This window comes from Ochrobactrum sp. AP1BH01-1 (genome assembly GCF_018066705.1).
Lineage (GTDB): Bacteria > Pseudomonadota > Alphaproteobacteria > Rhizobiales > Rhizobiaceae > Brucella.
The window spans coordinates 246,749-260,715 of sequence record NZ_JAGPOU010000004.1; the positions used below are offsets into that span (position 1 = coordinate 246,749).

The following is a 13,967-nucleotide window of genomic DNA, read 5'->3' on the forward strand; positions in this document are numbered from 1 at the left end:
AGCTGGAGCGAACCGCAAATAGCTGTTCAATACTTATTCTTCGTTTCCCAAGAGATTCTTGATGTCGGTTTATCAACTCAAGTCGCGTTTCCAGAATTTACTGAGACCGCTGGTCGTGCGACTTGCGGCAGGCGGTGTAACCGCCAATCAGGTTACAGTCGCCGCCGCGCTCGTCTCGATCATACTTGGCGCTTTTCTGGCGTGGAGCGGAAACGCGGCATGGTTCGCGCTCGTCCCGGCCTGGCTGTTCCTGCGCATGGCCCTGAACGCCGTCGATGGAATGCTGGCCCGCGAACATGGGCAGAAATCGACGCTCGGCGCCTATCTCAACGAGATCGGCGATGTGGTTTCCGATGCGGCGCTCTATGCGCCTTTCGCGCTTGTGGCGCCGTTCACCGGCCCGTGGATTTTCGCGGTCATATTCCTCGCCACCCTGACGGAATTTGCCGGCCTTGCCGGCGCGTCCGTGGGGGCGAGCCGCCGCTATGACGGCCCGATGGGCAAGAGCGACCGCGCCGTGGTCTTCGGTGTGCTCGGCGCATGGATCGCCATCGACGGCGCATTGCCGGACTGGATGTTCTGGCTACAGCCGCTCCTCTGCCTGTTGCTGGCCGCAACCACGGTCAAGCGCATCGCCAACGGCATAAACGAGGCAAAGAACCGTTAAAACGGGCTTCCGGTACTGGTATTGACGCAATTGGGGCCTATGTTGGTTCCCGTTCAATTCCAGCTCAATCGGAGGCCATGCCAATGAAGAAAGCTAAGACTGCTGTTCTAATCGCGGGCATATTCGTCTTGTCATCCGCGTCCGGCCCGGCGCTCGCCGCCAGTGATGGCAGTTCCAGCCAGCGGGCGAAGGAAGTCACCGCGGTCGTCAACGCCGTCGCGCAGAAGATGCCCGACCAGCCGATCAACACGGTGATGTATATCCGCTCCAACAATTTCGAGGTTCTGGCGGGCGACTGCACGGTGCGCGCGCATATCGTCTCGTCCGGCCACAAGGCGAAAAGCACCTCTCCCGACAGGATCAAGGTTCGGCTCAACAAGCGGCGCTGCGCGCGCTAACTCCCGTTGAGTTGGGACCTCGCGACGGTCTTGACCACCCAGTCGGCGAAGACGCGCAGGCGGTTGCTCAGATGCCGGTTGGGCGGATAGACCAGATAGATCGGCGTCGGCTCGATCTCCCATTCCTGCAGGACCGGGCGCAGCGTGCCGCTGGCGATATCGTCCTTCACCATGAACAAGGGCGCCTGCACCACGCCAAGGCCTGCCCGCGCGGCGGCAAGATAGGTGGTCGATTCGTTCGCCGCCACCACATAGCGCCCGTTGACCTCGATCTCCTCCGTCCCCTTCCTGAAGCGGAACGGCATCTGCTGGCCGGTCGATGGCCGGAAATAGCCGACCACCGTGCAATTCCGGCCAAGATCGGAGGGGTGGAGCGGCGTGGAGCAGCGGTCGAGATATTCGGCGGAAGCACAGGCGATGAAATGCATGTCGCCGATGCGGCGCGCAATCAATGACTGGTCGGAAAGCTCTCCGACGCGGATGGCGCAATCGACATTCTCCGCCACATAATCGACAGGCCGGTCCGACACGCCGAGATCGATCTGGATATCGGGATAGCGCTGGTGAAACTCCATCAGCGCCGGAATGATGATGAGATTGGCGACCGCGCCCGCCATTTCAACGCGCAAACGCCCCTTCGGCAATGTCTGCGCGCTCGACAGGCTGCCGTCGAGTTCGGCAAGATCAGCGAGCAAACGGGCCGCGCGCTCGTAGTAAAGCGCGCCGTCCGGCGTCACGAGAACCCGGCGGGTCGTGCGGTTGAGAAGTTTTGTGCCCAGATGCGCTTCCAGCCCCTGAATGAGATTGCTGATCGTTGCCTTGGGCATATTGAGCGAGGCGGAGGCGCGCGTGAAATTCCCGGTTTCGACAACCCGGAGAAAGGCGCGCATGGCCGAAAGCTGGTCCATTTACAATAGCCGTCATTGTTCGAGATTCTGGACAGTGTAACCAATTCTAGGGGACTATTCCAGACGGTGAACAATGATAATATTCCAACATAGCGGTTTGCCGCTAAGCATTTTCGACCCCAAAGCGTGAAACGGTTTTGCGTTCGCAAATGCGTGGAAATAGAATGGATAGAGCGGCCTGGACGATTCCGTGAAACAGGAACCGCTTTATACATGAGGCCGAACAGGATGTGCGAGAAGTTTAGTGTAGAGACGTTGCAAGTGCATGGGCAGCTTCATGGTCAAGCCCGTGGACAGGCAGGCGACTGCACGTGCAAGGCGCGCATCTACCGGGGAACGAAACTGCTTTCCCCGCCGCCGGTGGTGCTGCACCTGCACGGTGGCGCTTTTTCGGCCAGTTGTCTGGGCGCCTGCGAGCGCGTTGCCGAAACACTTGCCGAGGCAGGTGCGGTGGTCGTCTCGCCGGAATATTCGTCAGCCTGTCTCAACCCGTTCCCGGCGGCGCTTGAGATAGTCTATTCGATCCTGGCTTCGATGCGCGCGCGCTGCCCGGAATTCGCGCACAAGAAGTCGATGCTGTTCGTCGCCGGTGAAGAGGCGGGCGGCAACATTGCTGCCGGCGTGGCCCTCATGGCGCGAGATCAGAATCTGACGGATCTCAAAGGTCAGATATTGCTTTCGCCCATGCTCGACCCCTGCCTCGCCACGGCGTCTTTCCGCAAATATTGCCCGGAAAGCGCCGTCCAGACGATGTCGGATGGCTGGCAGCATTATCTGGGCGAGTGTGCGGGTTTTGCCCACCCCTATGCCGCACCCGCCTTGTGTACGCGTCTTGGCGGTCTGGTGCCGACCTTGCTGGTCACCAGCGCCCAGTGCCCGATGCGCGATGAAACGCAGGCCTATGCCGAGCGTCTTCGTCAGGCGGGCGTGAAGGTCCAATCGCATGTCCTGCCCGGAAAAGCCGGCTGGATACCCGAAAACAAGGTGGCGGGCACCGACTGGTCGCCACAGGAACACAAACTCATAGACCTGTTTTCCGATTTCTTCCGGCAGGCAGGAGCTAAGCAAATCGCAGCATGAAGCATGTCTCCCGAAAGTGGGAACCGGTTTTGGGAAACATGCTTGAAAAACAATCAGATTAAAGTCCTCCCAAGCTTTGACCTGATGCCCCATTGAAGCCGGCTTCCCCTACCGGTTTAGGAGATACAACAATGACATCGATCACAGCCCGCCGGGCCCTATGGGGCGCCGGCCTGAGTATCCTATTGTCTGCAGCTGGCGGCGGCGCCATCCTCTTCGGCGCGCCTCACCTCAAGGCCGATGCTGCAACCGATATTTCCGCTCCCCCGCCTGCCGTGCCGGTTTCCGTCGCCAAGGCGGAATCGCGCCGCATTGCGACCTGGGAAGAATTTTCCGGTCGTCTGGAAGCAATCGACCGGGTTGAAATTCGCCCCCGCGTCGGCGGCGCAATCCTGAAAGCCCATTTCCGCGAGGGCGCTCTGGTGAAACAGGGCGACCTGCTCGTCACCATCGATCCGGAGCCCTATGCGGCGGCGGTGGAAAAGGCGAAGGCGCAGGTTTCCGCCGAAGAGGCCCGCGTTGCGCTGGCCAAGACGGAACTGGAACGCGGACGGCAGCTCGTCACCACCCGCACCATCGCCCAGAGCGGCCTCGACCAGCGGTCCAGCGCCTATGACGAGGCGCAGGCAAGCCTGCGTTCAGCCAAGGCGGCCCTTCGCACCGCCGAACTCGATCTTCAATATACGGAAGTGCGCGCGCCGATTTCCGGCCGCGTCGGGCGGCTGGAAGTAACGGCAGGCAATCTGGTTGCCGCAAGCTCCGCCTCCCCGGTCCTGACCACGCTTGTCTCGGTCGATCCGATCTATGCAAGCTTCAGCGCCAATGAGGAAGTCGTCACCAGGGCGCTTGCCAAGCTTGCCGCCTCACCGGGCGGAAACGCCATCGAGCGCATACCGGTCCAGATCGGCACCGCTTCCGATGAAGGCACCCCGATTTCCGGCCATATCCAGCTCATCAACAATGAGGTCGATGCCACCACCGGCACGATCCGCGTTCGGGCCGCTATCGACAATCCGGACGGCAGGCTCATTCCCGGCCAGTTTGTCCGCATTCGCTTCGGCGAACCGGAACCGGATGAAAAGCTGGTGGTGAGCGACCGGGCCATTGCTTCCGATCAGGACAAGAAATTCGTCTTCGTGGTCGGCGCCGATAACAAGGTCGAATACCGGCAGGTGGTTCTGGGACGCAATTATGACGGCTTGCGCATTATCGAAAGCGGGTTGAAGCCCGGCGAGAATATCGTCGTCAACGGGTTGCAGCGCATTCGTCCGGGCGTGGTCGTCGCACCGCAACCCGTCACCGAAACACTCGCCAAAAACTGACTTGAAACGGCGCGCCTGATGCGCGCCAAACGCAAATTCTCAGCCTCAGCAACCCGCGAAATCTGCCGATTTCGCGGGCCGGGAGAGTCTTTGCCCATCCGCCTAAAGGGGGATACTGACATGAACTTTTCTCGCTTTTTCGTCGACCGCCCGGTCTTCGCTGGCGTTCTGTCGGTCCTGATCTTCGTTGCCGGTCTGATCGGCATGACAGGTCTGCCGATCTCGGAATATCCTGAAGTCGTGCCGCCGCAGATCGTGGTGCGCGCGCAATATCCGGGCGCCAACCCTGCCGTCATTTCCGAAACCGTCGCCACGCCACTTGAAGAACAGATCAACGGCGTCGAGGGCATGCTTTACATGCAAAGCCAGGCGACCGCCGATGGCGTCATGACGCTGACCGTCACCTTCGCGCTCGGCACCGATCCCGATCAGGCCCAGCAGCTGGTGCAGAACCGTATTTCGCAGGCCGAACCGCGCCTGCCGGAAGAAGTGCGCACGCTTGGCGTCACAACCGCCAAAAGCTCGCCCGACCTGACGCTCGTCGTTCACCTTATTTCGCCCGATGGGCGCTATGACGTGAACTATCTGCGCAACTATGCCGTTCTGAACGTCAAGGACCGTATCGCCCGTATCCCCGGTGTCGGACAGGTGCAGATATTCGGTGGTGGCGATTATTCGATGCGCGTCTGGATCGACCCGCAGAAGGCCGCCGAACGCGGTCTTTCTGCCAGCGACATCGCCAATGCCATCCGCCAGCAGAATGTTCAGGCCGCAGCCGGTGTCATCGGCGCATCGCCGTCCGTTTCGGGTCTCGACCTGCAACTTTCCGTCAATGCGCAGGGCCGTCTCCAGTCGCCGGAAGAATTCGCCAATATCGTCGTGAAGTCAGGCAATGAAGGCGAAATCACCCGGCTGGGCGATGTGGCGCGTGTCGAAATGGGTGCCGCCGATTATTCGCTGCGCTCGCTGCTCGACAACAAGCTGGCGGTCGGCATGGGCGTGTTCCAGTCGCCCGGCTCCAACGCGCTGGACATTTCCGAAAATGTCCATGCCGCCATGGCGGACCTGAAGAAAACCATGCCGGAAGGCGTGGATTTCGACATCGTTTATGACACGACCGGGTTTGTGAAGGCTTCCATCGAGTCGGTCATCCATACCCTGCTCGAAGCCATCGTGCTGGTGGTGATCGTCGTCATCCTGTTCCTGCAGACATGGCGCGCCTCCATCATTCCGCTGGTTGCCGTTCCCGTTTCCATCGTCGGCACGTTTGCGGTCATGTATGTGTTCGGCTTCTCCATCAATGCGCTCAGCCTTTTCGGCCTCGTGCTTGCCATCGGCATCGTGGTCGACGACGCCATCGTGGTGGTGGAAAATGTCGAGCGCAACATCGAACAGGGGCTGTCGCCGGTCGAGGCAACCTATCGCGCCATGCAGGAAGTGTCCGGGCCGATCATCGCGATTGCGCTGGTGCTGGTTGCGGTCTTCGTGCCGCTGGCCTTCATCACCGGCCTGACAGGCCAGTTCTACCGCCAGTTCGCGCTCACCATCGCAATCTCGACGGTGATCTCGGCCTTCAACTCGCTGACGCTTTCGCCTGCGCTGGCAGCATTGCTGCTGCGCGGTCACGATGCGCCAAAGGATCGGCTCACCCGCGTCATGGACAAGCTGTTCGGCTGGTTCTTCCGTGGCTTCAACCGCTTCTTCGGTGCAAGTTCGAATGCCTATGGTCGCGGCGTGGGCGCAATTCTCTCGCGCAAGTCGCTGGTCATGGGGCTTTATGTCGTGCTGCTCGGCGTCACCTTCGTCCTGTTCCGCGCGGTGCCCGGCGGCTTCGTTCCGGCACAGGACAAGCAATATCTGATCGGCTTCGCGCAATTGCCGGATGCGGCAACGCTCGACCGGTCGGAAGACGTGATCCGCCGCATGAGCGACATTGCCCTCAAACATCCGGGCGTGGCCAATGCCATCGCCTTCCCCGGCCTGTCGATCAACGGTTTCACCAACTCATCGAACTCGGGCATCGTTTTCGTGACGCTGAAGCCGTTCGAGGAGCGCAAGACCCCGGAACTTTCGGCCAACGCCATCACCATGGAACTGAACCAGCAATACGGCGCCATTCAGGATGCCTTCATCGCCATGTTCCCGCCGCCGCCCGTACAGGGTCTCGGCACGACGGGCGGCTTCAAGTTGCAGCTTGAAGATCGCAACGGGCTTGGCTTCAAGGCGCTCGACGATGCGACCAAGGCGTTTCTCGCCAAGGCGTATCAGACACCCGAACTCGCCGGTCTCTATTCGAGCTACCAGATCAACGTGCCGCAGCTTTATGCCGATCTGGACCGCGTGAAGGCGCGCCAGCTTGGCGTGGCCGTGACCGACGTGTTCGAGACCCTGCAAATCTATCTGGGTTCGCTTTATGTCAACGACTTCAATGCCTTCGGACGCACCTACAGCGTGCGCATTCAGGCCGATGCGAATTATCGCAGCCATGCCGAGGATATCGGCAAGCTGAAGGTGCGTTCGCAATCGGGCGAAATGATCCCGCTGTCCGCGCTTCTGAAAGTCGACCAGACCGTGGGTGCAGAACGCGCCATCCGCTATAACGGCTTCCTTTCCGCCGATATCAACGGCAATCCGGCCCCCGGCTTCTCGTCCGGTCAGGCGCAGGCTGCCATTGAAAGGATCGCGCAGGAAACCTTGCCTCCCGGCATCACCTTCGAGTGGACGGATCTGACCTACCAGCAGATTCTGGCTGGCAGCTCTGGTTTCCTCGTCTTCCCGCTGGCGCTGCTGCTCGTCTATCTGGTTCTGGCCGCGCAATATGAAAGCCTTGCCCTGCCGCTCTCGATCATCATGATCGTGCCGATGGGGATCATGGCCGCACTCACCGGCGTCTGGCTGACAGGAGGCGACAACAACGTCTTCACCCAGATCGGCCTGATCGTCCTTGTGGGGCTGTCGGCGAAGAACGCGATCCTGATCGTGGAATTCGCCCGCGAGCTGGAGCTTTCAGGTCGAAGCGTGGTGCAGGCCGCCGTCGAGGCGAGCCGGTTGCGTCTGCGTCCGATCCTGATGACCTCGATGGCCTTCATCATGGGCGTGGTGCCTCTGGTCACGTCGACCGGGGCCGGTGCGGAAATGCGCTCGGCCATGGGCATCGCGGTCTTTGCAGGCATGATCGGCGTGACGGCCTTCGGCATCTTCATGACGCCGGTGTTCTATGTGCTGATCCGCAAGCTTTCCGGCGAACGCCCGCTGAAACATGCAGGCGCGAAGATCGAGGCCCCGCATCTGGCGCCGGGGGAATAACCCGGCGTCGTTCTGACGCTTTAAATCCAGTGACTGAATCAAAGTGACTGAATCAAAAAGCAGCAGGCCGAGGCGAAAATGGTGATTTTCGAGTACCGGAGCGCAGCGTACTTAAGGGTACGTGAGCACCGGAACGCAGACAAATTGCCATTTGCAGACCGGCATGGTGACTTTTGGATCAGACAGTGAGGGCCGGAGCAATCCGGCCCTTTCCTTGTGGACTTGCCTTGTGCGGTCGCGATATCGCCCGAATCTCTTTCTTAAGAGGAGGCTTTGTCCGCTGCATCAAGGAGAAGATCGTTGCAGAAGTCCGGTTTGCTTGCTCTCGCCCTCGCTGTCATGGCCCTGACGGCATGTTCTGAAACGACCCCCGGTCCTTCGGCAAGCGCCACCCCGGCAAAGCCACCCGTCGATCCCACACCCATCACCGGCAACTGGTGCAGCCCGGACGGCCAGCGATTCGCCATTTTCGGCGAGCGTTTCGACAGCCGCGACAGCCAGTGCTCGGTCACGCGGATGAACAATTACGAAGGCACCTTTACCGTCTCGATGTCTTGCAATGCCAACGGCCAGCAGTCGAAGGAAAACATCACCATTTCACCCGTCGGCCAGACGCTGCATATCTCGTTCCTGTCGATGGGCGGCAAGCGGGCGGTGGTTAGCCGCTGCGCTTCCTGAACGGGCCGAAATCAAATCAAGGCAGAACCGTGATCTGGCGCGAAAATCGCGCCAGATGCGTTTTCACGGAGCAAACGCTACCGTTTTTCCACTAAAAGATGTGGCGAGCGCCCGACAATTTCATGGCAGAAATGTGGCGAATGGCTTTTAGGGAATGATGTGATGCGACAGGAGGGTCCCGCCCTGCTAAACTCGCCGTTGCAATGCCATACCCAAATTATAGGGAGACAGACATGAAAGTCGTATTCGTGACTACCGCTGTCCTCGCTCTGTCGCTTGCTCTATCGGTTACAGGCGCGATGGCAGACTGCACCTATCATAGTGCCCAATCTTCCACGAAGATCGAGAAACCCCAGACCACTGCCAGCATTCAGACAACGGCGCCCGATCAGAAATGACTGCCGTAAAAAGCTGAAGCTGAACTGCCATATCCTGATTCGTGACGACCGTGCCGAAACGCCGGTCGTCACTTTTTCTGGAATCGAATACGGGTAAAAAAAAGCGCGCCCTCCAGATTGAAGGACGCGAAAGAGTTGCAAGCTCGCTCTGTTCGAGGAACCCGAACGGCAGGTTCTAGGCTCGACCAGATGCCTGTCGGCCATTCTGTCCTGGAAGCGATCCAGAATGCGGGACCGGTTTTTATTCGTAGCTCGAAACATGTCGTTTCGAGAGTAACCGTTATCGCCGCTTCCGCGCTGTCCGGACTGGTTTGGCTGCTTATCGACCCCGACTCCCCGCGGTCGATAAGCAGCCCCCGCCCAATTTTTTTGTGCCAGCCTCCTAAGCCCCAACAGGCCGACGACTATTTAGTGAACGCTCCAGTAGCGAAAAACAATTCCCCTATTTAGGGGGATACGAAACAAAGAAGAACGGCCCCTCTTATCCAGAGATAACTTTCAAAAGCCGGTAGATTTTGAAAGACTGTATGAAACCGTTTGATATTTATTTGGAATTGGACCAGACTTTTTCAGTGTTATGTGCGAATTGACGCTTTTAAAGGGGAATTTCGTCCGCCGAACTCAAGAGATTCTTGAAATTGCGCGCGTCCTCCCTTTTAAGCTTCGGTGCATTCGCATTTTTTCGTTTCTGGAGATACCTCACGTGTCATGCGCAAACTGGATGTTCGCTTTCCGGCGTCTTCTGGCGCTCCGGGCACTGATCGCGCTTTTCGCCATCTGCCACATTCCACTGTTCATGGGCATGGCCGATGCCGCGTCGCCTGCGGCGGTGACCATCACGCTGACCATCATCGCCCCGGACGGAACGACGCGCGTGCTGAGCGGCGATGACTTCACGAAACTGCCGCAAAACAGGCTGCAGACGAATACTGCCTGGACCGAAGGTCCGCAGAATTTCGACGGCGTGCTGCTGCGCGACGTGCTGGCAACGGTAGGCGTCGACGGGAAAGACGCCGCAAACCGTTCGATCACCGTGCTTGCGATCAACGACTACAGTATCAGCATTCCGCTGCAAGACGCCTACAAGTACAATGTCCTCGTCGCGCACAAGATGAACGGCAGGGAATTGAGCCTGCGCGACAAGGGACCCTACTGGATCGTCTATCCGCGCGACCAGCATCAGGAACTGAACGATTCGCGCTATGACCACCGCTGGGCGTGGCAGCTGAAGCAGATCGAGGTGAAATGAGAATCAAGCGAGGCTACATTCTCTCCGGCCTGGTCATGGCGGGTTTTGCAGCGCTGCTCGCTTATGCATTCATTCAGCTTCTCGAAATCCAGAAATCGCTTGCGACCTATACCGGCGAGAACATGGTCTGGGCCATCACCAAGACGGAACGCGACGCCAGCCGCCTGGCCGAAACCGCGCTGGCATTTCCTGCCGGCAGCACGAATACAGACGATCTCTCGCTCCGCCTCGATGTTCTCTACAGCCGTTTCGCACTTCTGGCCGATGGCCCGCAGAAGAAATATTTCGCTGGCATTCCGGGCGCTGCCGAAATCATCCAGCGCAATGCGGACCGGCTTCCCGAAATCGAGGCTATGATCAAGGCCAGGCCGGAACAATTCGACCCCGCCGCCATCTACGAAGCGCTGGTCCCCATGCGCGAGGAACTGACCAAGGTCGCCAATGATGCAACGATCGTGGAGCAGGACCGCGGCGGCGCGCAGCGCGACCAGCAATTGCAGTCGATCTATCTGATCATGTTTGCGGTGCTGGGCATCATGGCCACGGGCGCCATTCTGTCGTGGCAGGTGGTTTCCAACATGCGCAAGGCCGAGCGCGCCCACAAGGCGCTGCAGGAATACAAGCAGCAGCTGGAACACACTGTCGCCGACCGCACCGCCGCCTTGCGCGAGGCGCTGGACAGCGAGCGCAAGGCCAAGGAGCTCTACAAGAGCTTCATCACCACGGTTTCTCACCAGTTCCGCACGCCCGTATCGATCATCGACATCATCGCCCAGCGCTTCATCCGCCGCGCCGACGAGTTCACGCCTGAAATCATCATCGACAAGGCCAAGCGGATGCGGAATGCCAGCCGCCGCCTCATCCTGCTTCTGGAAAGCACCGCCAATGCCGAACGCCTTGATGAGAACGGGTTTCAGATCAACCGGCAGCCGGTCGATTTCTCCGAACTGGTGCGCAATACCTGCGCCTATCATCAGGAGCTGCACCCCGAGCTGGAACTGGTGACGGACATCAAGGACAGCGAGACTTTCTGTTACTGCGACGGCATTCTCGTCGAGCAGATTCTGGTCAACCTGCTTGGCAACGCCACCAAATATTCGCCCGCCGGCAAGCCCATCGAAGTGACGACGGAGGAAGACGAAAGCGGCTTCCGATGCATCGTCCGCGACCATGGCATCGGCATACCGGCCGAAGAGGCGAACCGCATATTCACGCGCTTTTTCCGCGCCAGCAACGCATCGCATATGGCGGGCACCGGCCTCGGCCTCAGCCTGTCACGCGCGCTCGCGGAATTGCATGGCGGAACGCTTGTCTTCACTTCGGTTGAAGGACAAGGTACGGTGTTCATCCTCACTCTACCAAAGGTGGCCCAGCATGCGACTGCCTGAAATCCTCCCCACGCCTACCGTCCTCTGCATCGAGGACGAAACGCATATTCTGGAAGAAATGATCGATGAACTGGGCACTTCGGGCTTCAACGCCATTGGCGCCGCCAATGCGACCGAAGCGCTGCGCGTGCTCGACACGACGACGCCCGACATCATCATCTGCGATATATTGATGCCCGGCACCAATGGCCTGCAATTCCTGGAACAGATTCGCACTACCCGCACCGGCCTCGCCGGAACGCCATTCCTGTTCCTGACAGCACTTGCCGACCGCAGCCACGAACTGACCGGCAGAGAGGCCGGCGCCGACGATTATCTGACCAAGCCGATCGATTTCGACGTCCTCATCCTCACCATCCGCGCCAGGCTCAATCTGGTCGCGCGCGTCAAGGCCATATCGACCAGCCCCGCAGCGGAGCCGGAGGGCGACTTCATCCATCTTTCACGCCGCGAAACCGAAGTGTTGAAAGAGATCGGCACCGGACAACGCAACGGTGAAATCGCCCGCAAGCTTGGATTGTCGGAACATACGGTCAGCGACTATGTGAAGGCTATTTATCAGAAGCTCAGCGTGTCATCGCGTGCCGAAGCAACCCGCGAAGCAATCAGGCGCGGTCTGGTCGACATGAGATAAGCTGGCCTGTTCACCAGATTTGTTGGGGATGACCGGTTATGACCTCGACAATCCACAAGCCCCAAATTACGGTCTGCTCATGAAGCAACCGGTTCGACAACGCGCTGTCTTCTTCATTGGCGGCTATGATCCGAAAACGCCGGAGGCGTTTTTTGGGCGATTGAACAGAGAAATCAAACGGTTCGAAGCTCTCTGGAGCGTTCGGTCCGACGTTTCGGATGTCAGCGTATCGCCGGATCGTGAGATAGGCTCGGTTGCGATCAAAACGGCTGCCGCCGACAATGGCTGGGCCACCGAAACGGACTTCAATTTTCTCGTTCTGGACAAGATCGTGCTGGCGGATTTCGACCGCCCGCTCCCGGTGAGACTTGCCAAATATCTGGTCGCCTTCGGCGATTTCGTCATTACCGGAACGGCCTTCCGCTTCTTTGCCAAGGCCTGGCGGTTCGGGCTTTATTTTCTCTATCCGTTTCTCGTGCTCGCCCTGTTCGCGGCGGCGGGTTATGCCGTGGCGCGGTGGACAGTGCAGTGGCTGGGCGCGGTCGGCTGGCTGCTCGGCCTCGCGGTTTTCTTCCTGGCGCTCGCCATTCTTGGCAAAAGATGGTCCACCAACCATCTGATGGACCTCTGGTCGTTTTCGCTCAATTTCATTCGCGGGCGACGGCGGGACGCCGAATCCCTGATGCAGCGTTTCGCCGCCGGCATCGTCGAGCGCACCGCCGCGAAACATTATGATGAAGTCATACTGATCGGCCACAGCACCGGCGGCATGTTGATGCTGGACGTCGCGGCGCGCTGCCTTGCCATCGATCCGGGTTTCAGCAGCCATGCGCAGAAAGTGACGGTCCTCACGCTCGGATCGACTGCCCTCAAGGCCGGCTACCATCCGGCGGCCGGGCATTTTCGCGAAGGCGTGCAGCGGCTGGTGGACGATGGCGGGATCGACTGGGTGGAAATCCAGTGCCTGACCGATGCGATCAATTTCTACAAGACCGATCCCGTGGCCGAGATGGGCTTGAAGCGGGAACCGCAGCGCTCCTTTCCCGTTACGCGGACAGTACGTATAAAGGAAATGCTGCAGCCGGAAATCTACAAGCGCGTGAAGCGGAACCTTTTTCGCGTGCATTATCAATATGTATTCGGAAATACGAAGCCCTATTGGTATGATTTCTTTCAGATCTGCTGCGGACCGCTCTCGCTGCGGGAGCGAACCGACGACCGCATAATCGGTGCCCTGCCAAGGAAGGAAACTATCGCCGAATGACACCGACACTGGCCGCAATCGTCTGGGGGATCGGGCTCGTCGCCTGGGTCGTTATCCGCATTCCGCACCAGCGGCGCGCACGCAAGATCAAGGTTGCCAACAATGCGAAGACACTGGCTGACAGGCTGGCGCTGGGTGCGGCGACGGTCGGCCTGTCGCTGATCCCGATCGTCTATGTCGCGACCGGCTTTCCCGCCTTTGCCGATTATGCCTTCCAGCCGTGGCTCGCCTGGATCGGGGTGATTGTCGAGATCGCCTTCCTCTGGCTTTTTTATGCAAGCCACCGGCAGCTCGGCAAGAATTGGTCCGTTTCGCTTGAAATCCGCCGCGAGCACAAGCTGGTGACTGACGGGCTTTACAAATATGTCCGCCATCCGATGTATCTGTCGTTCTGGCTGTGGGCGATTGCCCAATTCTGCCTGCTGCCGAACTGGTTTGCCGGGCTGGCGGGCCTTGCCGGCGTCGCCGTCCTCTATTTCTATCGGGTCGGCCACGAGGAGGCGATGATGCGTGCGGCGTTCGGCGCATCCTATGACGACTATGCAAGACGGACGGGCCGTATCATCCCGAAAATCAGGTTCTAGCCGCATCCCGAAAGAAATGTGAATCGGTTTGGAAGCAGGACCCGGGTGAGATCCCGTCCCGCGTCGTTCTTTCAGCTTGTGCTTAGCTCAA

The 13,967-nt window shown here is 59.4% G+C and carries 13 protein-coding genes and 1 pseudogene; 12 read left to right on the forward strand and 2 right to left on the reverse strand.

Going from position 1 to position 13,967, the window contains the following annotated elements; all coding sequences use genetic code 11:
- Nucleotides 1-61 precede the first annotated feature (61 nt).
- Together J9800_RS16070 and J9800_RS16075 are read left to right on the forward strand one after the other, a co-directional pair.
- On the forward strand, nucleotides 62-667 hold the full coding sequence (locus J9800_RS16070; protein WP_114216015.1) for a CDP-alcohol phosphatidyltransferase family protein: 606 nt from the start codon (nucleotides 62-64) through the stop codon (nucleotides 665-667).
- 83 nt (nucleotides 668-750) lie between these two features.
- Nucleotides 751-1,065 carry a hypothetical protein gene (locus tag J9800_RS16075; protein WP_114216016.1) on the forward strand — a complete coding sequence of 105 codons (315 nt, stop codon included), beginning with the start codon at nucleotides 751-753 and terminating at the stop codon, nucleotides 1,063-1,065.
- On the opposite strand, the gene J9800_RS16080 is transcribed toward J9800_RS16075, so the two are convergent.
- Nucleotides 1,062-1,973, reverse strand: a complete 912-nt coding sequence (locus J9800_RS16080) for a LysR family transcriptional regulator (protein WP_210845880.1) — start codon at nucleotides 1,971-1,973, stop codon at nucleotides 1,062-1,064. The genes J9800_RS16075 and J9800_RS16080 overlap by 4 nt on opposite strands.
- Before the next feature lie 228 nt (nucleotides 1,974-2,201).
- Between J9800_RS16080 and J9800_RS16085 the strand changes: the two genes are divergently transcribed.
- The 3 genes from J9800_RS16085 (at nucleotide 2,202) to J9800_RS16095 (ending at nucleotide 7,681) form a co-directional block, all read left to right on the forward strand.
- Nucleotides 2,202-3,053 carry an alpha/beta hydrolase gene (locus J9800_RS16085; protein ID WP_112586371.1) on the forward strand — a complete coding sequence of 284 codons (852 nt, stop codon included), beginning with the start codon at nucleotides 2,202-2,204 and terminating at the stop codon, nucleotides 3,051-3,053.
- Between the two features lie 131 nt (nucleotides 3,054-3,184).
- The gene (locus J9800_RS16090) at nucleotides 3,185-4,375 is read left to right on the forward strand and encodes an efflux RND transporter periplasmic adaptor subunit (RefSeq protein WP_114216018.1); all 1,191 of its coding nucleotides are present in this window, start codon (nucleotides 3,185-3,187) and stop codon (nucleotides 4,373-4,375) included.
- A gap of 120 nt (nucleotides 4,376-4,495) precedes the next feature.
- A complete protein-coding gene (locus tag J9800_RS16095) occupies nucleotides 4,496-7,681 on the forward strand; it encodes an efflux RND transporter permease subunit (protein WP_114216019.1) in 3,186 nt (1,061 codons plus the stop codon).
- A 41-nt stretch (nucleotides 7,682-7,722) separates the two neighbouring features.
- On the opposite strand, the pseudogene J9800_RS22315 reads toward J9800_RS16095, so the two are convergent.
- Nucleotides 7,723-7,832: pseudogene (locus J9800_RS22315) on the reverse strand (flagellar basal body P-ring protein FlgI); the annotation flags it as partial.
- Between the two features lie 149 nt (nucleotides 7,833-7,981).
- Here J9800_RS22315 and J9800_RS16100 point away from each other — a divergent pair.
- From J9800_RS16100 to J9800_RS16130, 7 genes are all read left to right on the forward strand, one after another.
- On the forward strand, nucleotides 7,982-8,359 hold the full coding sequence (locus J9800_RS16100; RefSeq protein ID WP_210845881.1) for a hypothetical protein: 378 nt from the start codon (nucleotides 7,982-7,984) through the stop codon (nucleotides 8,357-8,359).
- Nucleotides 8,360-8,592: 233 nt separating this feature from the next.
- Nucleotides 8,593-8,757 carry a hypothetical protein gene (locus J9800_RS16105; protein WP_162792658.1) on the forward strand — a complete coding sequence of 55 codons (165 nt, stop codon included), beginning with the start codon at nucleotides 8,593-8,595 and terminating at the stop codon, nucleotides 8,755-8,757.
- A 703-nt stretch (nucleotides 8,758-9,460) separates the two neighbouring features.
- On the forward strand, nucleotides 9,461-10,006 hold the full coding sequence (locus tag J9800_RS16110) for a putative pterin-binding protein (RefSeq protein WP_286167554.1): 546 nt from the start codon (nucleotides 9,461-9,463) through the stop codon (nucleotides 10,004-10,006).
- Nucleotides 10,003-11,394, forward strand: a complete 1,392-nt coding sequence (locus tag J9800_RS16115; RefSeq protein ID WP_114216021.1) for a sensor histidine kinase — start codon at nucleotides 10,003-10,005, stop codon at nucleotides 11,392-11,394. The genes J9800_RS16110 and J9800_RS16115 overlap by 4 nt, the downstream gene beginning before the upstream one ends.
- Nucleotides 11,381-12,028, forward strand: a complete 648-nt coding sequence (locus J9800_RS16120; protein ID WP_114216022.1) for a response regulator transcription factor — start codon at nucleotides 11,381-11,383, stop codon at nucleotides 12,026-12,028. The genes J9800_RS16115 and J9800_RS16120 overlap by 14 nt, the downstream gene beginning before the upstream one ends.
- 79 nt (nucleotides 12,029-12,107) lie before the next feature.
- Entirely contained in the window at nucleotides 12,108-13,292 is a 1,185-nt protein-coding gene (locus J9800_RS16125) for an alpha/beta fold hydrolase (RefSeq protein WP_114216124.1), read from the forward strand.
- Nucleotides 13,289-13,876 (forward strand): protein-S-isoprenylcysteine O-methyltransferase, encoded by a 588-nt coding sequence (locus J9800_RS16130; protein WP_114216023.1) that lies wholly within the window; start codon nucleotides 13,289-13,291, stop codon nucleotides 13,874-13,876. Before J9800_RS16125 ends, J9800_RS16130 begins: the two co-directional genes overlap by 4 nt.
- Nucleotides 13,877-13,967: the final 91 nt, after the last annotated feature.